This window comes from Methanoculleus sp. UBA208, from assembly GCF_002498065.1.
Lineage (GTDB): Archaea > Halobacteriota > Methanomicrobia > Methanomicrobiales > Methanoculleaceae > Methanoculleus.
The window spans coordinates 15,434-35,277 of sequence record NZ_DAFZ01000004.1; the positions used below are offsets into that span (position 1 = coordinate 15,434).

Consider the following 19,844-nt stretch of genomic DNA (forward strand, 5'->3'; position numbering starts at 1 on the left):
GTCACACCAGCTCCTTCTTGATGGCCAGAGCCACAGCCTCTACATTCGCTACCAGGTCGCCCGCCCGCTCGGGAGCATACCCGGCGATGTGGGCACCCTTGAGCCGCTCCTCGTCGGGGAGGATCGACTCGCCATAGGGGATATCAAGACCCGCATCCACTGCCCCCTTAAGGGCGGCAAAGACACGCGCTCCGGGTTTTGCCCGGGCAAGCCCGATATCCAGGATGGCATTCCCATACCCGGCGTTCAACGCCTTGACCGCAAACAGCATGCCGGTCAGGTAGGCGGCCGGTGTGCTCGCAGTCGTTCCCTCGTAGCCGTAGCCGGCAAGTTCGGCCGAGTATGCGGCCACCAGGGTGCGGTCCCCTTCGATCTCGGGAACGACCAGCTGCACGATGATCTGCCGGTTCGTCCTCCGGACGACCATCCTCGGGCTTCCCGACGACAGGAGCGACATCCGCTTGTAGTAGTCAGTCTTGCCCTCGTGCCGCCTTCGGAAGGGCACGAAGTATCTTGGGCCGGTTGCCATTATTTCATCCTCCCTGCCGTTATCTCAATCTGAGCCGCAAGGTGCGACACACTCCGGAACTGGCCTCCGGAAGCCCGCCGGTACATAACGCGGTAAAGACTCCTCTCGATTGTACCCTCTTCACGCATCTCGCGCAGAGTGCGCCTCTGCGCCCGGATCTTCCTGATCCATGACCGTTTGCTGGAGCCGCGAGCCCCGGCGGCACCCTTCCTCCGCCCCGGTCCTTTCCGGTGGCCGTAGGAACGCTTTGCAATCCGTACCCGGGCCCGGCCGCGGCTGTTCCCCTTCACGGGGTGCGCCCTGATCGCGCCTTCCGCGACAAGCTCGCGCAGATCGCTTCTGGAGATGGCCGCCTCGATATCGGCCTGACGCTCGGGATCGAACCAGACACGGTTGATCCCGCACTTGAGAACGGCGGCCGCCATTCGCTTCTGGCTGGCGAGATCACTCATCCTCGTTCACCTCTTCTTCTTCGGTTGCAGCAGGTATCTCGGCCGCACGGGTGAGGTCCTTTGCGTTCAGCACCTTGAGCCCCAGTTCCAGGGCCCGCGTCTGAATCGCTTCACGCTTCCTGTTGCCCACAGATCCGCCGATCCGGACGGCCTGGATCTCCGGGTTCAGTCCCGCAAGTTCTGCCGGTGTGAAGACCCGTACCTCCTCATAGCCGCTCGGGTGCATGCCGCGGATCGCGGCAGGGCTCCCGTATCCCGGCCGGGGAAGGGCGCCCTTTGCTCTGAACTGCCGTCTCTGCTTATTGTGCAGACCACGCGGACGCCGCCAGACATCTGCCAGCTTCGCTTTGCGGTGAATCCCCCGCCTCTTGAAGGCGGGCTTGTTGTGCCGGATGCGGACGCGGATCAGTCTTCTTGTTTCATCCATCGGTTTCACGCCCTCTCGGTGATGTAGATGCCGTCCTGGAACACCCGGGGGTCACGCTTCGTGATCCTGGTCGCGTGCTCGATGTTTGCGGCCGTGTTGCCCACCTTCTCCTTGTCGATGCCGGTGAGAGTCACCTCGTCGTTTCCAAGCTTGATGGTGACGCCCTCGATGATCTTTGCGGTCCGGGACTGTTTTTCGCCAAGGAAGTTGTTGATCTCAAGGCGGTTGCCCTGCAGTTTGAGCTGGATCGGGAAGTGGCTGTAGACCACTTTCATGCGATACTCGTAACCGTCGACGACGCCCCGGATCATGTTCTTTACATGGGCCTCGAGCGTGCCGGTCATGGCAAGGATCCGCTTCTTGTCGGATGCCGTGGAGACGACGACCTCGCCGTCTTCGACCTTGAGGTCGATCTGCGGGAAGCGCATGTCACGAGCCAGTGTGCCCTTCGGTCCTGAAACCGTGAGCACGCTGCCTTCAAGCGTGATGTCCACACCGGGAGGGATCTCGACCTGTCGTGTTATTCCCATACTCTTCTCCCTCCTTTAGTAGACGTATCCCAGCAACTGCCCGCCGATACCCTCGCTCCGGGCCTGTGCGTGGGAGAGAACCCCCTTCGAGGTGGAGACTATCAGGATGCCGAAGTTCTTTGCGGGGAGGTACTGCGACTCCCAGTATTCCATGTCAGCCATCGCCACCGGGAACCGGGGGGTGATGGCGCCACACTTATTGATCGTTCCGGAGAGTTGAACCCGGAACTGGCCGCCGCGGCCGTCGTCAATGAACTCGAAGCCGCCGATAAAGCCGTTTTCCTGCATAACGCGGAGCATTGCACCGAGGAGCTTGCTGGCGGGTTCGACAATAACCTCGCTCTTTCCAGCATCGCCGGCATTCTTGATCGTGCTCATCGCGTCAGCGATTGGATTCAGTCGTGCCATATTCTCTAACCCCTAGTTCATCTTCTTGAAGCCCATCTTGCCTGCCCACTCGCGGAAGCACTGGCGGCAGAAGTAGATGCCGTACTTACGCACAAGGCCCTGCTTCCGGCCACAGATGCGGCACTCGTTCGCGCCACGGCCGAATTTTCTTACGTTTCCGCCTGAAGCAGGCGCTCCTGACTCTTCTGCCATGCCTTACACCTCCACCTGGTAGCGTTCGCGCATGAATGCGATGGCTTCTTCTTTACTCACTTTCTGGGCCTCCGGCAGTTTCCTGCGCTCGACATTCCTGCGCGCGATCCGCACGCCTTTGTGCTCGAGCACCACGTTGATGTCCATGCCGTATATCCCGATTGTCGGGTCGTAAGACATGCCCGGAAAGTCGGTATGCTCTTCGATGCCGAAGGAGACGTTCCCGGTCCGGTCGAACTGCGAGGGTGCGAGCTGCCGCTCGACTATCCCGAGCGCGGTCGTGATGAACTTCTCGGCGTTCTCCCGGCGCAGGGTGACCTTGCACCCGATGGGTGCGCCCTTCCGGATACCGAACGCCGGCTGGGTCCGCTTGGCGATGGTGCGAACGGGTTTCTGGCCGGTGATCTGCTTCACGAGGTCTTCGGCCTTGACCAGCCGCTCGCCGCTCTCGCCGACGCCCATGTGCACGACGACCTTGTCGATGTAGACGTCCTTCATCGCGCTCATGCCGAACCCTCCAGTTCAGGTGCAATCGCGGAGCGGCCGACCATGAATATGTACTCGTCGATGGTCTCAAACCGCTCGTCGGCCGAGTCGTCCACGAGAACCACGCGGTTCGGAACGGAACTCCCCGTCTTGACGATCTCGACGATCCTGCCGACCTTGCCGGAGTGCTTTCCACCGACGACCATGGCCACGTTGCCTTCCGCGAAGGGGAAGTGGTCGACGATCCGGAACCGGTCTTCACCGGCCGTTCCATCCCCGAGGGTCACCACGACGGAGTCTTTTGCCCTGTAGGTGTTGTCGGCGAGGATGTTTGCGCCGTATGCAAGGTTCAACTGCACCTTGCCGCCCCGGATCGTGGTCTTGTTCCGGATCTTGCAGAGCCGGGTCTTTGCCGATTCCGCCGGGATCTCGACGGCAACCAGGTTGCCCCGCATATCGAGCTGGATGCGGTAGTGCTTTCCGAGCTTCGGGATCGAGACGATATCAAAGACGCCGAGACCCATCTGGGGGTTCCTGCAGGCCCGCCCGTTGACGATGACGTCCCGCTGGTGCAGGATCTTTTTGACCTCGCTTGCGTTCTGTGCAAGACCGATGTGCTCGCGGAGCCAGACACCGGCCGGCAATGCGGCGGCGTTGTGAGGGCCCGGGGCGGTCTTCATGACGAATTTCTGTACTTTCTTCGGGATATGCCAGGATCCTGGCGCTACCAGCCGCTTGAGATGCTTGGACATTATGCTCCGCCTCCGAGTCTCTCCTCACGTAGTTTGTCTTTCAGGTTGAGCTTCGTGATCTGCACGTTCGAGGGATCGACCGGCCGGGGAACCTCGGTTCCATCCGCCTTCGTCACCATCACGCCGTGCACGATCAGCCGGCACGTCTTCATGTCTACCGCATCGACGACGCCTTCATCACCGGCGAAATCTCCGCGGAGCACTTTCACGGTGTCACCCTTGACCACACGGGTTCTCCGGGAGTCGTACTTCCCACGGAGCTCGGGGGAGAGTGATGCGGAGAGGAACCGGCCCCGGGTGTGGTTCGGTGCGTTGTAACGCGCCTTGCGCTGTTTCCTCGGCTGTTTGCTAACTATGCGTACCATTTTTCACCACACCTTACACGATTATCGTCGCCATGGAGGCGATCTTCGGGAACCGCTCGGCGATCTCGCGGGGGACGGCGCCCTTGATCTCTGTTCCCTTCGGCTCGCCGCGCTCGTTGATGAGCACCATGGCGTTGTCCTCGAATGAGAGACGGATGCCGTTCGGACGGCGGATCTCCTTCTTCTGCCGGATGACCACCGCTTTCTCGAGCTTCCTCCGCATGTCGGGAGTGCCCTTCTTGACGCTCACGGTCGCGACGTCGCCGACGCCCATGCAGGGCTGCCGGCGCCGGACACCATGATAACGGTCGACCGAGACGACCTCCACGAGCCGTGCGCCGGTGTTGTCGGAACAGACCATCCGGGAGCCGGTGGCGAGGGCGCGCGGAATGGTCGACTGCATCGCCTTCATCCCTTCATCACCTCAACCACCACGAAGTTCTTGGTCTTTGAGAGCGGCCTGCACTCTGCGATCCGGACCACGTCGCCCACGCCCGCATTGATGCAGGGTGTGCTATGGGCATGGTACCGGGATCTGCGTTTCTCGTACCGCTTGTATTTCTTGACGTAGTGGAGGAACTCACGCTCCACAACGACGGTACCGTTCATACGGTCGCTCACGACTTTGCCGGTAATCACCTGGCCGCGTACCGGCAAAGTGCCGTGAAACGGACAATTTGCGTCCTCACATTCCGCTTCAGGAATGGGAACGTCCAACCCAATGTTTCGTGCCATTATTCATCCTCGTTTATCTGATGCGCATGCTGATCCGCCGCTCCGGCTGTGTCTCCAGGCTCGACCCGTCGACGTCGACGGTCGTGCCGTCGGGGAGCCGGAGGCGGAACACGCTGAACCGTTTTGGTATCTGCTTTTCTCCCCGCCCGGTCAGGATCACCAGGGTATTTCTGGTCTCATCAGTGACGTGACCCGATACCCCGGCATGACCCGGGTTGCTCGCACGAACTACCAGAACGTCCAGGCCGATCAACTCGTGCCGCAGGACGTTCTGGGGAGAGATCATGCGTTCCTCCGTGCGTTCTTCTCGGTTTTGATGCGCGCAATCGTCCTCTTAACCTCGCGGATCCGCCCGGGGTTCTCGGTGGCGCCGCCGGCGCTGACCTTGCCGCGCTCCTGGAGCAGTTCGAGGGAGAGTTTCTGCTCCTGCTCGAGGAGTTCGGTGTCGGAGAGCTGCTTCACTTCCTGTGCGCGAAAGATTGCCATTTACCTCTCCTCCTCTATGTACTCCTCTTCGGATGTCTCCTCGAACTCCTCTTCGAACACGTCTTCGCCGACTTCTTCGGCCTCGATCGGTTCCGCCGGGGCCTTCTTCGGCTCGGGTTCAAGGACATCGAAGGCGTCGGGCAGCCGTGCGTCCGGCGGCACGATCTTGACCTGAACCCCGATGGTTCCGAGTTTCTTGATCGCGACCGCGTAGCCCTTCTCGACGATCGTCTCGCTGGGCTCACCGCAGTGCTTGATGTAACCCTCGGTGAACTTCTGGGTCCGCGACCGGGCGCCGGTCAGTTTCCCGGCGACGACGACCTCGCAGCCGAGCGCACCGGATTCCATGATCCGGCGGATCGTGCTCTGTCCGGCCTTTCTGAAGTACCAGCCGCGTTCAAGGGCGTTTGCCAGCCTTTCCGCCATGATCTGGGCGTTGAAGTTGGGGTTCTGGACCTGCTGGACTTCCACCTGCGGGGCCTCGATCTCGTAGTCGGTGGCAAGGTCCTGGGTAAGCTGGCGGACCTGCTTGCCGCCTTTCCCGATTACGATACCGGGCTTCTCCGCAAAGATGGTCACCTGGGTGCCGAGCGGCGTCCGGGTGATGTCCATGCCGCCGTATCCGGCCCGCTTGAGTTCCTTTGTGAGGAACTTCTCGACGCGGACGTTGCGCACGCCTTCCACGATAAACTTCTTCTCGATTGCCATTACGCCACCTCAGTCACGACGATCTCTATGTTCACGGTCTCCCTGCGCTTCGGGGTGGCGCGACCCATCGCACGTGGGAAGAACGCCCGGAGGCCACGGCCCGTGTTGGCGGCAACGTGGTCGATCCGGAGGTTTTCGGTATCAAGGCCGATGTATTCGGCGTTCTTCTCGACGGACTCAAGCAGCCTGATGTAGGCCTCTGCAGCCTTGACCGGGTACCGGCCGGCGGGCCACTTCGAAAGACCGCGCTTGTGGGCGACGTTCCGGTTGAACCGCTTGAAGGGGATGGCCTTCTTCAGCGCCACCACGTCGGCGAGGTATGCCTTTGCTTCAGAGGTGGTCATGTTCTTGATGAACCTGGCAATCTCGATCGAGTGCTTGGGAGAGACGGGAAGCTCGTTCGCCTTTGCGCGAGCGACGTTCTCGCCCTCGATCTTTGCTGAATAACCTGTTCTTGCCATAGCCATCACTTCAGCGGTACGTATTTACTCGACCGGGTAGCACCGATACCGGCGCTGCCGTGGGCCACCCTTCTGCGGGTCAGTGCAAACTCTCCAAGGTAGTGGAAGACCGCCTCGGGCTGAATCTCCACTGCCTGGAACTCCTTTCCGTTGTGGATCTCGATGGTCCTCCCCACCATCTCGGGCATGATGATCATGTCGCGCAGGTGGGTGCGGATTTTTGCGTCTCCCGACCGGAGATCCGCGAGGAGTTTCTCGTGCTCCCGGGAGAGACCCCGGTCGAATTTCCTGCGTGCCCGGGCCGGCATGAGCGGCAGCAGCTCGGAGAGAGCCATCTGCTTTAAGTCCTCAACGGAGTAGCCGCGATAGGTGAACTCCTCGCGGCGCCGCGGCATTCTCTTCTGTGTCTTCTTTGCCATGCTTCACCCCTCACTTCTTCCACTTGCCGGTTCTCCGGGCGGCAACATGCCCGACCTTTCTTCCCGGGGACGTGCCGCGGGCGACGGTCTTGGGCCGTCCGCAGTGCTGGTGCCCACCGCCACCGAACGGGTGGTCGATGACGTTCATGCAGACACCTTTGACGCGAGGCCACTTCTCGGAGGAGGACCTGACGTGGAAGTGCTTCTTTCCTGCCTTGACGAACGGTTTTTCACCCCGTCCGCCGCCGGCAACGATACCGACGGTTGCCATGCAGGCACCGTTGAACCACTTGTTCTTGCCGCTCGGCATCCGAACACCGACCCTGCCGTCGTCGGCCTTGCCGATGACGAGGGCCTGGACACCGCTCGAGCGGACGAACTTGCCGCCGTCGTTGGGCCTGGCTTCGATGTTACAGACGTATGCACCGACCGGGACCTCCCGGAGCGGCAGGGTGTTTCCGTTCTTCACCACGCCTCCGGTACCCCAGGAGACCGCATCTCCGACACCGAGCCCTTCGGTGGCGAGGACGTAGACCTTCTCGCCGTTCTCGAGCCTGGCGAGAGCGATCGGTGCGTGGCGGGCCGGGTCGTGCTCGATGTCGACGACGCGCCCGGAAACCAGAGCGTCGTTCTTCCCTACGTGCCGCAGCGCGGCCTTATACCGGTGCGACGGTGCACGGTAGGACGGGCCGCCTTTTCCACGGTTCTGTGCTATAATTCTATGTGCCATCGTCACTCACCTTACATGATTCCCAGCCGGCTGAGGATTTCTTCAGCCGCCTTCGCATCCGCAAACGTTACAATGGCCTTCTTCTGGCCCTTCATGGTCATCATCGTGCGGACATTGGCCACTTCCTGTTCGAAGGCCGATTCCAGCTCGCGCTTGATGTCCTGCTTGGTGGCATCCCTCTGCACGATAAACTGGAGCTTGCTCTCGCCTTCGAGCATCATCGTTGCTTTTTCAGTAACGAACGGGTATTTCAGTATCATGAGAACTCCTCCAGTCTTCGGATTGCAGATTCCGTCCAGACCGTCAGCCGTCCTGCCTGCGTGCCGGGTGCCAGCAGTTCGGTGTTGAGCTGGCTGACCGTCACGGCATCGACACCGGCAAGGTTCCGGGCCGCCCGGAGCGGTTCGCTCCCGGTGACGATAAGAACGCTCTTGCGCTGCTTGTAGCGGCGGCCACGCATGGTGCCCCGCCCTGCACGGACCTTCTTGCTGCTCTTCGCCCGCTCGACGTCGGCATAGACACCGAGCGCAGAGAGTGCGGCGATGACATCGCCTGTGCGGGTGATCTCTTCGAACCGGTCCTCGAAGACCAGCGGGAGGTCGCCCTCAAAGAGGTGCCCGCGTTCCCGGACGAGGTCGGGGTAGGTGCTGGCTGCGACGGCAGACCGGAGAGCCTTCTGCTTCTCTTTGCGGTTGATCTCCTTGACGAGGATCTTTTCGACCTTCGGGGGATGTGCTGCACGCCCGCCGGTTGCCTGCGGAATCCTGGCCACCCTGCTGCCGTTTTTCAGGCGGGGGACCTGGGCGACGCCCCGGCCGCTGCCCCAGGACTCTGCCGAGGTGCGCATGCCGGCATAGGGATTTGTCCCATGCGGCTGGAACCGGGTGCTCTGGAGCGCGAGGACTGCCCGCTTAATCAGGTCGGGCCTGTACTCTTCGGTAAAGATTTCCGGGAGATCGATCTCGTTGGCGATCTCGCCTGTCAGTGTTCGAACCTGTGCCTTCATCGCTGCTCACCCCTGCTGGCTCTGCACGCTGACGTGACTGATCGCCGGCGTGCGGACGGTGTGTTCACCCTGCCGTATCGCGGACCGTATCCGGACCAGCCGCTTGTTCGGTCCCGGGACGGAGCCCTTGATCAGCACGTAGGGTCCGCGCACAAGGCCGTAGTGCAGGAACCCGCCTGCCGGCGTTATGTCGTCACCGTCGGTGCCGATCTTCAGGATTCGCTTGTTGAACTCGGTACGCTGCTGGTAGCCCATCTGGCCCATCTGCGGCACCTGCCACCGGACATGGTGCGGGGTCCACGGACCGAGGTTGCCGATGTGGCGCTTCTTGCCGCCGCGGGAGTGTTTACGCTTCCGGACCTGGATGCCCCAGCGCTTGACGGGGCCTTCCGTGCCCTTACCGGTGGTAACGGCAGTCACGTCGACGTACTCGCCGACCTCGAGGTTGCCGGAGATCGTAATTTCCTTCCCGAGGATCTCGGCGGCGTAGGCGATCTGGTCTTCAAGGCTTCCGCCGGCGATCCGCATCTCCATCAGGTCGGGGACCTTCTTCGGGACCCCGGTGAGGTCCATCGGCCGGGTGTAAGCCAGGACGTAGAGTTCGACGACTCTGCCTTCGCCGATCGCGTTCTTGATGGTGTCGAGAGCGGCAGCGGTGTCGTGGTTCTTCGGGACGTTGATGCGGCGGGACAGCTCATCGTCGAGGCCGGACGTCCACGCCTCGGTCAGCGCATGCTTTCCGTAGGTGTCCTCGCTGTATGCGCGCACGCCTGCCACCCGCATGGGCGGGACCTCAACCACGGTCACCGGCACCATCACATCCTTGCCTTCGGTGGGGCTGCTCTTGTGGTCATCGACCATGATGACGTGGGTCATTCCCACCTTGTACCCTGCAAATCCCTGTACAGCCGGGGCTCCCGTGTATTCCGGCCACGAGCCGTACCGGGGAACCGGGCTTTTTGCCCGTTTTCTCGGGCTGTACGCGAGGGATCCTCTGCGTGGTCTGTTAATCTTCGGCATGTTTCAATCAACCCTTCGTGCGTTGTAGCGTGATGCATCGACTGCAGGCCTGCTGCAGAGCGATGCGTGCGCCGGGCTCCATGCCGGACGTGCCGGCACGAATGCCCTTTCGGCGAACCCGTACGGGGCGGGGACATCGAGCGCCACGCCATTTTGCCGTGGCGCAAGGGAAACAGTTGATGGAGGCAGCGGAGCGCGAGACGCACAGATACATCCGTCTCTGCGTGCCTTAACCGCTCCTTTGCTGCCGTCCCGGTGTGCACCGGGTGCATTCCAGTCGTCGCCAACAGATCCTGACTCTTCGACGCTTCCGGGAACCTTCTTCCCGGAACCGGGCGCGCTGCACTGGCGTTGGCCCAGCGTCTCGATCAGATCCAGCTCCTGTCATCCCGTTGTGACGAGCACAACTCCATATCGACATCGGCCCTCCGTGAGGAGGGTTCGACCTTGTGTCTTGTACCTTCTGCGCACTCCGCCGCGGGTCTCTGATCCGCATATATGCGAAACCGTGGAGATCCAGGAAATCAGAGGCACGTGCGGTGCCGGATGCATCCCGGATCCGGGCGGAATTGTGCAGAGCGGTTTCTTAAACATTACTTAAAATGAGATATAAACCTTGTTATCGGATTTCCCGGGAATTTACGCTAAACGGCTATCTGCTACAGGCGCGGCACCAGTTCACCGAACTGAACGGCCGGGAGGATGAAAGAAGGGCTGCAAAGGGTACGTTCGCAGCATGCAACCGGGAGGCACCCTCCCGGAGGGGTCCCGCTCCGGCACGGGCCCTGTGCGCGCCCCGGGGGAACCGTGTCACCCGAAGTACAGGTCGCCGTCTTTGTTGATATAGATCTCAACGTCCTCGCGAACCTGCCTCCTCCTGAACCGCTCGGGGTTAGCGTCCCTGAGCCGGTTAATGAGCGAGATCGTGTCGTATTTGACCTTCAATCCCTTCTTCTCGGCTTCGGTGTAGATGAGCTCGGGGGCCTTGAGCAGATCGAGGCCGCTCTGAAGCGTACAGAGATGTACGGCGTCAAGTGTGTAGAGGAACTCAAGCGTCTCACGTGCACGCGAAATGTTCTCGAGAGCGGCCTTTTCAATGGTGCAGACGTTTGCTTTTGAGGTATGGATGATCTCTGCGATCTGTTGCTGCGTCAACCCTTTCTTCCGGTAGCGCAGCACTTCTTTCTGGCGATCGGTAAGCAGACCTTGTTTCATCAAACATATATGGACGGTGTAAATTTAAACACTTTTCCTTAACCCCCCCTGGTTTCGGACGGGATTTTCGGGGCGTTTCAAAATGTTTATATGAGAACTTGGCGATACTATCGTGTTCTCAAATTTTGAGAGGTGTTAAAGTGGTTGTAAAAGTTGGAATTGCGAAACTGGGAAATATCGCCAGTGGTGTAATGGGTGAACTTCTTCTCGATGAGCGCGCCGACCGTGAGGACATGATCACCTTCATGGCGACCTCCGGTACGAAGCTGCAGCCCGAGGACATTGACCGTGTGGTCAGCAATATGAAGGCATGGGGCCCGGACTTCTGTATCGTCGTCTCCCCGAACGGCGTCCTTCCCGGACCCACTCAGGCCCGTGAAGACCTCGCAGCGGCCGGAATCCCCTGCATCGTCATCACCGACGATGTCACCACCAAGAAGGAGCAGTTCGAAGCGCTCAAGGCGAGCAACTTCGGCTACATCATCATGAAGGCCGACGCCATGATCGGCGCCCGCCGTGAGTTCCTCGACCCCATCGAGATGGCGGACTACAACGGGAACCTCGTCAAGGTGCTCGCCATCACCGGTGCGTTCCGCAAGATGCAGATGGAGCTCGACAAGGTGATCGACCAGGTGAAGGCAGGCAAGAAGGGCGCGGACCTCGCGCTCCCCAAGGTCGTCATGACCTCCGACAAGGCGGTCGACGGCGAGTTCAGCAACCCCTACGCGCTCGCGAAGGCCCGTGCGGCCTACGAGATCGCGCAGGCGGTCGCAGGCGTCAACGTCAAGGGTTGCTTCATGACAAAGGAGTGGGAGAAGTACATCCCGATCGTCGCGAGCGCCCACGAGATGATGCGCCAGGCCATGATCCTCTGCGAGGAGGCACGCGACCTCGAGAAGGGCATGGACGGCGTTATCCGCAAGCCGCACAAGAAGACCGGCGAGATCGTCTCGAAGACCGCCCTCATCAGCAAGCCCGAGTAACCTCGGCACCACTTCTTTTTTCGAGTTTGTAGAATGTTCTACCCGGTAGAGGGTATGCCGTCCGTCTCTGTCGCTAGCGGGAGATATCGCGGTCTTCAGGGGCCATTACATACTGATGCTTCATACGAAGTCCAACGGACCAAAAGGTCGGAGCATAAGCACCGTTACGTGCGAATGCCGGTAGCAATCCAACTGAAATAAAGAAAACACCCCATGTAGTGGACCGTGGGGCTATCGCCATTGGGGGAACGACGCTCCGTAGGAGCGGAGTTTGAGCACCGTTAGGTGCGAGGAACGGAGCACGAGAAACTCGAAGAGTTTCGAGGGGTGCGGTCAAAGGGCCCTGGAAATACTGGTTCTCCCCCGGGCTCCGTCAGGAACCGTCTTTCAGCGGGGATGCCGCTTCTCTTTCCCGTATCCGGCATCCCGATGCAGGTTCGCGGCTTTCAACCAACTCCCGGATCATCCAGCGCGGCCCGGTCAGCAGGATATCGACCTCCGTCCCATCGCGGATGCCGCTGGTGCCTGTGGGGACGTGCAGGTAGGCGTTTGCACGCACCATCGCCATCTGCGTGCCGCCCCCGCGCGGCAGGGGGGTGGCGACGTACCGGTCGCCTGCCCTCGAGACGGTGAGGAGGACGAACTCGTCGTAGCCGGGGTCCGCCGTGATCGTCCCGGCGAGCCGGGCGCGGAGGCGCTCCGCCGGCGGAGAGTGAAACCCCCACGCAGCGAGCAGGGGGAGGGCGAGTTCCCGTACGGTCGTCAGGGCGGCTATCGGGTATCCCGGGAGCCCGATAGCCGGTTTGCCGTCGATCCGGCCGATGATCGCCGGTTCACCCGGCTTCATCGCGATGCCGTGGACGAGCACCTCGCCGAGATCGCCGATGACGTCGGCGGTGAAGTCCCGGGTGCCTGCCGACGACCCGGCGGAGACCAGGAGCAAGTCGTTCTCCCGGATGCCTCTCCAGATTGCCTGCCGAAGTTGTTCGGGCTCGTCGCGGACGATTCCGTAGCGGGCGCAGGTGGCGCCGGCCTCGCCGAGCAGTGCCGCGGCAGCGGCGGTGTTGCTCTCGACGGCCCCTCCCGGGCCCGGGAGTTCGCCTGCCGGAACGAGTTCGCTCCCCGTCGGGATGAGGCCGACCCTCACCTCCCGCACGTCGACCGCGGCGATCCCGTAGGAGAGGAGCGCCCCGATATCGCAGGGGCGTATCGGGTGTCCGGCGGGAAGGATCTGGTCACCCTGCCTGATCTCGGTCCCTCTCGGGTGGAGGTGCTCGCCGGGGATCACGGCCTTCCCGGTGCTCCAGGCGCCGTCTTCGGTGACGTCCTCGATCATGATGACTGCGTCGTAGCCGGAAGGGATCGCGTTCCCGGTATTCACTCTGCAGGGGTTTTTGAGTCTGGCCGGGTTTGCTGCGCTCGCCCCGGCGGTCTCGCGGCTCTTGACGGCGAAACCATCTCTGGCGGCAATGTCCATTTCCGGAACGGTCAGCAGCGAGTAGACGGGTTTCGCCGTCACCCGTCCGGCCGCCCCGGCAACTGGAAGGGTAGCGGTCCGGTCGGGGGTCGGGAAGGCCGAACGCATCAGTTCCCTGACTTTTGCAAGCGGTTTTGACGCGAGGCGTCGCCTTGTCATAGATTTATGCCCATATCATCGCCCGTTCCCGGCGACCCGGTCGCTCTTGCAGAAAAATTAGATTCTGGTGTAGAGGTTTGCGTACACCGTCTTGCCTCTGGAGACCGGATGGCGTTCGCCGAGGTCGCCGATGTAGTGGGCGAAACGTGCGGTCTCGCCGTCGACCTCCTGCTCCACCTCGCCGACCATCGAAAATCCCGGGAGCGGATTCTCGATCGTCCCGTAGATGTAGATGTCGCCTTTCACCATCTGCCCGCCGACACGGCCCTTGGTGTTGCCCTTGACTATGACGGTGCCGCCTTCGCCGTGGGTGGAGATGTGGATGTCCGCATCGCCGCCGATGACGATCGTCCCGCCGTTGATGAACGTGGCCGTATCGTTGCCGACGTTCCCGGCGACCCGGATGACTCCGCCCTGCATGCCGCGCCACTCGCCGCGGGGCGACGCGCCCAGGTGGTGTCCGGCGTCCCCGTCGACGACGAGCTCGCCGCCTTCCATCCCGATGCCGCAGAACGAGTCGACGTTTCCTTTGACGTGCATCTTCCCGCCCTTCATCCAGCCGCCGATGTACATGTCGGCGTTGCCTTCGATGACGATCTCGCCTGCAGTCATCTGCTGGCCGATCCTTTTGACACGGGTGCAGTCGCCCCGGAGGACGATCTTCGTCTCGGCCGCTGTCGCTCCGCCGTCCCCCTCGACGGTGAAGTACTTCCCGAGCGGCCCCTTCTGCTTGCCTTCCCAGACATCGAGGGCGGCAATCTCGGCTGCCTTCTTGCCCGCGAAGTTGTCCGGAGTGATGTTCTGCCCCTCAAGCATGAGCTCGGGGGGTTTGGTCAGGGTGAGGGTTACTGTCTTCATGCTTCTCATCACCTCATTGTGTCGTATCGACCTCGATCACCCGCGGGTTGTGGAGGTGTTCCTCGAAGAGCGAGTAGTTGTCGAGCTTCACGCTGTAGTGCCGGAGGAAGTGCTCGTAGATGTCTCTCTGCACCTGCGCGTTCTCCGGGACCTTCACGTCGACCCAGACCGTCCGCTTTGCGGGCTCCTCGACGACCTCGCCGTCCCGGACGGTCACGATGCCGTCTTTGACGAGCCAGGCGCACCGGGAGAAGGCCTTCTCGATCATCGTGGGGTCGGAGGGCATATCTTCGGGGTTGAGGGCGTATACGGCGATATCGGCATCCATTCCGGGGGCAAGCCCGCCGTAGGTGTTGCCGACGCCGAGCGCCTTTGCCGGCCCCGCCCGGGTCATCTGCGCGATCTCGTATAGCGTGAGCTCGCGGTCGATGCCGTCGATGGAGGTGGCGTCGATCGTCCGCTCAAGCCACTTGAACGTCTTCATTGTCGCGTCACGTGCGGCCCTGCTCATCAGCCAGGTGATGACCTGCGGGTAGCGGGTGAACGGTCCGGCGTTCGGGTGGTCGGTGGTGACGAACGTCCGCATCGGGTCTTTTGAGAGGAGGGCGATCTCCAGGCCGACGGCCCACTGGATGGTGCAGACCTTGATCTTCGGGCTGTAGATGTAGGGGACGACGCCCGCGGCGGTTTCGAGTTCCACGTCCACGTTCGCCCACTTCAGGTTGTTCAGGGCACGCAGGTGGTGCTCGAACGGCCCGTCGGCGGTCATGGTGGTGGTCTCGTCGAGGGTCACCTGGCCCATGTCGACGGTGATGTTGTCGTGGGCGTTCACGTAGTCCATGACGTCTTTTGCCCGGGACTCGAAGTTCCCCCAGGAGTCGCCGCCGTAGGCGTGGAACTGAAGGTGCGTGATGTGCAGCACCTGTTCGCGGCCGAAGTCGTTCTTCGGGGCGTAGCCTTCAGCGAGCTTGAGCGACTCGAGTGTGTCGGTGTAGTTGCCCGGGTTTCCGAGGTTGTTGCAGTGCAGGTGCACCGAGTGGGGGAGACCGAGGAACTCGTTCGTCTCGATGAGGCCCTTCACGATCTCCGCCGGGGCGATATCGAAGTACGGGACCGGGTCGTGGATATGCTCGCAGTTCAGTCCCCATCCCCAGGCCTCGGAGCCGCCGGGGTTGACGACCTTGATGCCGAACCCATGGGTTGCCCGCAGAAGCCAGGCGGTATATGCTGCGTTGTTCTCGATCTCGTTATTTTTGAGGTATTCAAGGGTGAACCAGTTGTTCCCGAAGACCGGCATCGCGGCGTTGTCGATGATCGGGGTATCCCGGATCTCTTCGTGGACGTGCGGGGAGTGAAGCGGGGGCATCGCCGCCTCGTTGACAAAGACGTAGCCCATTCGTGCGTAGTCGTAGCCTGTCTTGAACGTGGAGGGGACGGAAAAGCCCATCTCCATGCGGCTGCACGTAGGAGATTTGTGGGGGCTCTTGAAGAGTTTGTCCTCCGGGCGGAAGAGCCGGCCGACGTTCACTTTCGGCCCGACAACGTGGGAGTGGATGTCGACGCCGCCCGCCATCACGGCCATGCCGGCGGCGTCGATCGTCTTCGGGCTGTTGAGGGCGCTGGTCTCGACAATTTTGCCGTCTTTGACTCCGATGTCCATGCGATCGCCCTTGATCCCCTGCAGGGGGTCGAAGACGAACCCGTTCCTGATCAGTAGTTCGCCCATGGTTCACTCCTCCGCGCGGACGCCTTCCGGCGTGGCCTTCGCCTGCCCTTTTGCGGCCTCTTCGGCCTCCAGTTCGCAGAGCCTCCTGTGAATCCGCTCGAAGAGCTCCTCGTCGCTGATGACGCCCTCGGGCGGGTCGATGACCTTGCGGTACTGGATCGGGACGTTGTCCATCCGGTAGACGATGCCCGGGACCTCGACCCCGACGATTCCCACCGGGATATGGAGGTCTGAGATCTCGCTTGCCATGCAGATGTTCGGGTCGACGGTGATCCAGGGGTGCTTTCTGAGGTGCTTGACCGCCTCGATCGGGAAGTGGGCGCCCGCATCCGTCCCCACGTTGAAGAAGGCGTCAACCTCGTCGCGCATGGCAAGGTCGACGGAGCTCGTCTCGCCGGGGTTCATGTGGGCGATATCCTTCTTCGTCAGGTCGAGACAGTAGGGGAACCCGTACTGCCATGACCAGACCGCGCCCGGTCCGGTGATGTTATAGTGGCCCCGCATCGCCATGATCGTCCACTTGGTGTAGTCGTTGAGGTCGCGAGTCAGGCTGATGGCGATGTCCACGTTGTGGTTCCGGCCGTCGGAGTGACAGAGGCCCATGCCGTAGAAGATGGTGCCGAACCGGGCCTTCTTCATGATCGCGGCGACTTCGAGGATCTGCTCGCGCCTGATCCCGGCAACCTCCTCGGGGATCTCGTGGCCCCGGACGACGGCACGGAACGCGTCGAAGAGTTCGTAGTCGTGCCCCTGCTTCACCTGCAGGTAGATGTCTGCCACCTGAGCGGTGTCGGTGTGCCTCGGATCGATGACGATGATCTTGCGGCTCTTCTGGCCCTTGCCGGTGAAGAAGCCGCGGGGGAAGATCGAGTAGCGGGACATGTGCCGCGGGTGGGCGTGGGCCGGGTTTGCGCCCCAGTAGACGATGACGTCCGCCCGGTTCTTCGTCTCGCCGAGGGTGCAGCTCGGGTAGCCGTTGTCGAATATGGCGAGGAACGAGCTCCCATGACAGATGGACGCGCAGTTGTCGAGCACGGCCCCCGCTCTCTCGGCGACCTTGGCCGCGGCGGCCATGCCCTCGCAGTTGGTCGATCCGAACCCGTAGATCAGGGGTTTCTTAGCGTTGTGGAGCACTTTCGCCGCATAGTCGACTGCCTCGTCGTAGGAGATATCCTTGTAGGTGCCGTCCGGCTGGCGGAGACGGGGCAGTTTGACCCTCTCGCCGCCCGTTGCGTGGTGGAAGATCTGGTTGCCGATAGCGCAGGCATTCTCCACCTCGAGGATCTTCTTTCCATCGTCCGATACGGTCACGACAAGGTCGTCGCAGCAGACGCCGCAGTAAGGGCATCCGACATTCTCAACTTTCTTTGGCATTACTGATCACCTCTCCACAGCCCGACGGCCCCCTGGACGAGTTCGAGCGCGCTCTTCCGGCGTTCACCGTTCGCCGGCTCGACCGTCACGGGAAAGCCGCTGTACTGGGGTTCTCCGGTCGCCTGGGTCCGCGGAGGAACAATCTGGTTTGCCCAGACGCCCTGCGGGATGAATGCAAGGCCGGGGTAGAGCGACTGACGGCCCCTGACGGTCTTGACGACCACGCTTCCGCATTCGCTCGTCACCCGTACCAGCTGGTTCGGAACCAGGCCGAGCGCTTTGACGTCGTCGTCATGCATCTCGATGATCGAGCAGGCCTCGAAGTATTCCGGGGTCGTTTTGCCCTTCTCCATCGCAACGCCTTCTTCGATGGAGCGCTGGGTGATCATGTTCAATGTAATCCTGTTCGCCATGGTTTTGCCTCAATGTGGTTGGTAGGATCGGTCTCCCGAAACTCCGGCGAGTCGGCCCCATAGAGTACGGTGCTCCCGGTACGGCCCGATAACGGGCCCCCCCTGCGTTGCGGGGGATCTCCGGGGCATCCGGTACCCGGCATGCCGGACCTTCCTGCACGGCGAGGGCCCGCTGACCGGGATGCACCGGAAAAAACCGGGCAAAATGCAGAGAGCCCACTCACGAAACTTCCGGGCGGAGCACCGGGTGGATCGCTTTGTCATAACTTGTAATGTTTTGTATTTAACCATTCCGAATTTGTAAGTTATTAAAGATGACAGGCTTTACGGATGGTGGTTTGGAAGGTGGTTTTAGTTACCATGTGGGCGTAACCGGGATCCGTTCTAAAATTGTTGCAACATTGAGCGGTTTGCGGGGTATCGAGCCTCCGGCCCCGGCCGAGGGGCTATGGGGGCGCAGGTTGAGGGTGGACAGGGAACAGGTTTGTCCCGTATCCCCGATCTTTCCGGATGCGCCGGAGCCGGGGTCGATGCCGGCATCCCCCCTCCCGGGCCTGGTATATCCGGGTGCAGCGGCCGCTTATGGGGGTCCTATATAACTACATCGCATTGACTCCTGGACGCTGTTGTGTAAATTTGGAAAACAAAGGTCTGCATGCCTGGATCCGGGAGAATCCTCCCCTTTCCGGGTAGCATTATATATTTTAAGATACAACCTATAAAGTCGGGTACAGTTGTCCATCTTCTGGAGATAATAATTTTAATATGTGTCTATCTTCGACGCCCCCCTGGCCCCTCATCGCTGAAGGGCGGCCTGGAGAAATCCTTTTTAATGATCGCGTTCAACCATTAGAACCGTTCAATCTCGATTTTAAAATATCCGATTGGGAATATAATCGATATAAATATTACTTTTTGTAAAAAAGTCCGCCTTATTTCGCAAATTTTATTAATAGCTCTCCTTCTACTCTTATAGTCCCTTTTGGGACGTGCAGTAGCGGCCTTCAGAGATCAGGAGCAAGTGTTTGCCCCGTGGTCTCTTGCATGAACGGAACGTATTGAACAAGGGTAAAAGGATGAAATACTATGGCTAAATACACGGAAACAATCGATCTCTATTCTGATGACGGGAAGCTGCTCAAGAGCGGCGTCACCCTCGACAGAATCAGCCCGCTGGTTAACCCGGCCACAGGTAAGATCATCGACCTGACCAAGAGAACGATCAGCGTAAACCTCGGAGGAATCCAGGATGCGCTCAAGGTTGGCAAACTTGGAAAGGGCAAGATCAAGGGAAGAGAACTCGATCTCCCCATCATGGAGAACAAGGACGCAATCGTCGCCAGGATCAAGGAGATGATCCAGGTCGAGGAGGGTGACGACACCGAGATCATGGAATTCAACGGTGGAAAGCTCCTGCTCGTCCAGGTTCCGACGAAGCGCCTGGTCAACGCGGCCACCTACGATGCCGCGATCACCTCGGTCGCAGCCGCGACCACCTTCTCGATCGTCGACCAGTTCGACATCGACGCCTTCAACGCATCCACCGTCAAGGCGGCCTGCTGGGGCAGCTACCCGCACACCCAGGACATGGAAGGTGCGCTTGTTTCGTCGATCCTGACGATCCCCCAGAACAACGAGGGTATCGGCTACGCTCTCCGCAACATCCCGGTCAACCACACCGTCATGATGACCGGCAGGAACGCCCTGCAGGGTGCAGCACTCTCGTCCACGCTTGAGACCGCCGGTATCTTCGAGATGGGATCCGCCGTCGGACCGTTCGAGCGCGCCCAGCTGCTCGCCTACGCCTACCAGGGCCTGAACGCAAACAACATGGTCTACGACCTCGTCAAGGCAAACGGCGAGACCGGAACCGTCGGTACGGTCGTCCAGAGCCTGGTCGAGCGCGCCATCGAGGACAAGGTCATCGTCCCCG

27 protein-coding genes and 1 pseudogene are annotated in these 19,844 nt (G+C 61.1%); 2 read left to right on the forward strand and 26 right to left on the reverse strand.

Annotated elements, in window-relative coordinates:
• Window position 1 precedes the first annotated feature (1 nt).
• The 21 genes from BRA62_RS00200 to BRA62_RS00300 all read right to left on the reverse strand — a co-directional run bounded on the left by BRA62_RS00200 (window position 2) and on the right by BRA62_RS00300 (window position 10,921).
• Window positions 2-529, reverse strand: coding sequence for a 50S ribosomal protein L18 (locus tag BRA62_RS00200; RefSeq protein WP_292364013.1), 528 nt, complete (start codon window positions 527-529; stop codon window positions 2-4).
• Complete coding sequence (locus BRA62_RS00205; protein WP_292364014.1) at window positions 529-981, reverse strand: 50S ribosomal protein L19e; 453 nt, start codon at window positions 979-981, stop codon at window positions 529-531. The genes BRA62_RS00200 and BRA62_RS00205 overlap by 1 nt, the downstream gene beginning before the upstream one ends.
• A complete protein-coding gene (locus BRA62_RS00210; RefSeq protein WP_292364015.1) occupies window positions 974-1,408 on the reverse strand; it encodes a 50S ribosomal protein L32e in 435 nt (144 codons plus the stop codon). The genes BRA62_RS00205 and BRA62_RS00210 overlap by 8 nt, the downstream gene beginning before the upstream one ends.
• A gap of 5 nt (window positions 1,409-1,413) precedes the next feature.
• Window positions 1,414-1,938, reverse strand: coding sequence for a 50S ribosomal protein L6 (locus BRA62_RS00215; RefSeq protein WP_292364016.1), 525 nt, complete (start codon window positions 1,936-1,938; stop codon window positions 1,414-1,416).
• Between the two features lie 15 nt (window positions 1,939-1,953).
• Window positions 1,954-2,346 (reverse strand): 30S ribosomal protein S8, encoded by a 393-nt coding sequence (locus BRA62_RS00220; protein ID WP_292364017.1) that lies wholly within the window; start codon window positions 2,344-2,346, stop codon window positions 1,954-1,956.
• A 12-nt stretch (window positions 2,347-2,358) separates the two neighbouring features.
• Window positions 2,359-2,538, reverse strand: coding sequence for a 30S ribosomal protein S14 (locus BRA62_RS00225; RefSeq protein WP_292364018.1), 180 nt, complete (start codon window positions 2,536-2,538; stop codon window positions 2,359-2,361).
• 3 nt (window positions 2,539-2,541) lie between these two features.
• On the reverse strand, window positions 2,542-3,045 hold the full coding sequence (locus BRA62_RS00230; RefSeq protein WP_292364019.1) for a 50S ribosomal protein L5: 504 nt from the start codon (window positions 3,043-3,045) through the stop codon (window positions 2,542-2,544).
• Window positions 3,042-3,776 (reverse strand): 30S ribosomal protein S4e, encoded by a 735-nt coding sequence (locus tag BRA62_RS00235; protein ID WP_292364020.1) that lies wholly within the window; start codon window positions 3,774-3,776, stop codon window positions 3,042-3,044. The genes BRA62_RS00230 and BRA62_RS00235 overlap by 4 nt, the downstream gene beginning before the upstream one ends.
• Window positions 3,776-4,141 carry a 50S ribosomal protein L24 gene (gene rplX / locus BRA62_RS00240; RefSeq protein ID WP_292364021.1) on the reverse strand — a complete coding sequence of 122 codons (366 nt, stop codon included), beginning with the start codon at window positions 4,139-4,141 and terminating at the stop codon, window positions 3,776-3,778. Before rplX ends, BRA62_RS00235 begins: the two co-directional genes overlap by 1 nt.
• A gap of 13 nt (window positions 4,142-4,154) precedes the next feature.
• Window positions 4,155-4,553, reverse strand: coding sequence for a 50S ribosomal protein L14 (gene rpl14p / locus BRA62_RS00245; RefSeq protein WP_292364022.1), 399 nt, complete (start codon window positions 4,551-4,553; stop codon window positions 4,155-4,157).
• Window positions 4,550-4,876, reverse strand: coding sequence for a 30S ribosomal protein S17 (locus BRA62_RS00250; protein WP_292364023.1), 327 nt, complete (start codon window positions 4,874-4,876; stop codon window positions 4,550-4,552). Before BRA62_RS00250 ends, rpl14p begins: the two co-directional genes overlap by 4 nt.
• Before the next feature lie 13 nt (window positions 4,877-4,889).
• Window positions 4,890-5,162, reverse strand: a complete 273-nt coding sequence (locus BRA62_RS00255) for a ribonuclease P protein component 1 (RefSeq protein ID WP_292364024.1) — start codon at window positions 5,160-5,162, stop codon at window positions 4,890-4,892.
• The gene (rpmC, locus tag BRA62_RS00260; RefSeq protein ID WP_292364025.1) at window positions 5,159-5,362 is read right to left on the reverse strand and encodes a 50S ribosomal protein L29; all 204 of its coding nucleotides are present in this window, start codon (window positions 5,360-5,362) and stop codon (window positions 5,159-5,161) included. The genes BRA62_RS00255 and rpmC overlap by 4 nt, the downstream gene beginning before the upstream one ends.
• Complete coding sequence (locus BRA62_RS00265) at window positions 5,363-6,070, reverse strand: 30S ribosomal protein S3 (RefSeq protein ID WP_292364026.1); 708 nt, start codon at window positions 6,068-6,070, stop codon at window positions 5,363-5,365.
• Complete coding sequence (locus BRA62_RS00270; RefSeq protein WP_292364027.1) at window positions 6,070-6,531, reverse strand: 50S ribosomal protein L22; 462 nt, start codon at window positions 6,529-6,531, stop codon at window positions 6,070-6,072. The genes BRA62_RS00265 and BRA62_RS00270 overlap by 1 nt, the downstream gene beginning before the upstream one ends.
• Before the next feature lie 5 nt (window positions 6,532-6,536).
• The gene (locus BRA62_RS00275; RefSeq protein WP_292364028.1) at window positions 6,537-6,950 is read right to left on the reverse strand and encodes a 30S ribosomal protein S19; all 414 of its coding nucleotides are present in this window, start codon (window positions 6,948-6,950) and stop codon (window positions 6,537-6,539) included.
• A gap of 10 nt (window positions 6,951-6,960) precedes the next feature.
• Window positions 6,961-7,680: a 50S ribosomal protein L2 gene (locus BRA62_RS00280; RefSeq protein ID WP_292364030.1), complete on the reverse strand. Its 720-nt coding sequence runs from the start codon at window positions 7,678-7,680 to the stop codon at window positions 6,961-6,963.
• Window positions 7,681-7,691: 11 nt separating this feature from the next.
• The gene (locus BRA62_RS00285; RefSeq protein ID WP_292364031.1) at window positions 7,692-7,940 is read right to left on the reverse strand and encodes a 50S ribosomal protein L23; all 249 of its coding nucleotides are present in this window, start codon (window positions 7,938-7,940) and stop codon (window positions 7,692-7,694) included.
• The gene (gene rpl4p, locus BRA62_RS00290) at window positions 7,937-8,686 is read right to left on the reverse strand and encodes a 50S ribosomal protein L4 (RefSeq protein ID WP_292364032.1); all 750 of its coding nucleotides are present in this window, start codon (window positions 8,684-8,686) and stop codon (window positions 7,937-7,939) included. The genes BRA62_RS00285 and rpl4p overlap by 4 nt, the downstream gene beginning before the upstream one ends.
• Before the next feature lie 6 nt (window positions 8,687-8,692).
• Window positions 8,693-9,706 carry a 50S ribosomal protein L3 gene (locus BRA62_RS00295; protein ID WP_292364033.1) on the reverse strand — a complete coding sequence of 338 codons (1,014 nt, stop codon included), beginning with the start codon at window positions 9,704-9,706 and terminating at the stop codon, window positions 8,693-8,695.
• An 810-nt stretch (window positions 9,707-10,516) separates the two neighbouring features.
• Window positions 10,517-10,921, reverse strand: coding sequence for a Tfx family DNA-binding protein (locus BRA62_RS00300; protein WP_292364034.1), 405 nt, complete (start codon window positions 10,919-10,921; stop codon window positions 10,517-10,519).
• 140 nt (window positions 10,922-11,061) lie between these two features.
• Here BRA62_RS00300 and BRA62_RS00305 point away from each other — a divergent pair, with 140 nt between their 5' ends.
• On the forward strand, window positions 11,062-11,904 hold the full coding sequence (locus BRA62_RS00305; protein WP_292364035.1) for a F420-dependent methylenetetrahydromethanopterin dehydrogenase: 843 nt from the start codon (window positions 11,062-11,064) through the stop codon (window positions 11,902-11,904).
• A gap of 373 nt (window positions 11,905-12,277) precedes the next feature.
• Here BRA62_RS00305 and BRA62_RS00310 read toward each other — a convergent pair whose 3' ends face one another.
• From BRA62_RS00310 to BRA62_RS00330, 5 genes are read right to left on the reverse strand one after another with little or no spacing between them, the layout of a single operon-like run.
• Window positions 12,278-13,540: a molybdopterin-binding protein gene (locus tag BRA62_RS00310; protein WP_292364036.1), complete on the reverse strand. Its 1,263-nt coding sequence runs from the start codon at window positions 13,538-13,540 to the stop codon at window positions 12,278-12,280.
• Window positions 13,541-13,597: 57 nt separating this feature from the next.
• Entirely contained in the window at window positions 13,598-14,398 is an 801-nt protein-coding gene (locus BRA62_RS00315; RefSeq protein WP_292364037.1) for a formylmethanofuran dehydrogenase subunit C, read from the reverse strand.
• Between the two features lie 13 nt (window positions 14,399-14,411).
• Window positions 14,412-16,124 (reverse strand): formylmethanofuran dehydrogenase subunit A, encoded by a 1,713-nt coding sequence (locus BRA62_RS00320; protein WP_292364038.1) that lies wholly within the window; start codon window positions 16,122-16,124, stop codon window positions 14,412-14,414.
• Window positions 16,125-16,127: 3 nt separating this feature from the next.
• Window positions 16,128-17,498 carry a formylmethanofuran dehydrogenase subunit B gene (locus BRA62_RS00325; RefSeq protein WP_292364039.1) on the reverse strand — a complete coding sequence of 457 codons (1,371 nt, stop codon included), beginning with the start codon at window positions 17,496-17,498 and terminating at the stop codon, window positions 16,128-16,130.
• Entirely contained in the window at window positions 17,498-17,911 is a 414-nt protein-coding gene (locus BRA62_RS00330) for a molybdopterin dinucleotide binding domain-containing protein (RefSeq protein ID WP_292364040.1), read from the reverse strand. The genes BRA62_RS00325 and BRA62_RS00330 overlap by 1 nt, the downstream gene beginning before the upstream one ends.
• Before the next feature lie 1,086 nt (window positions 17,912-18,997).
• On the opposite strand from BRA62_RS00330, the pseudogene BRA62_RS00335 reads away from it, so the two are divergent.
• Window positions 18,998-19,844 (forward strand): annotated as a pseudogene (locus tag BRA62_RS00335) (methyl-coenzyme M reductase subunit beta); the annotation flags it as partial.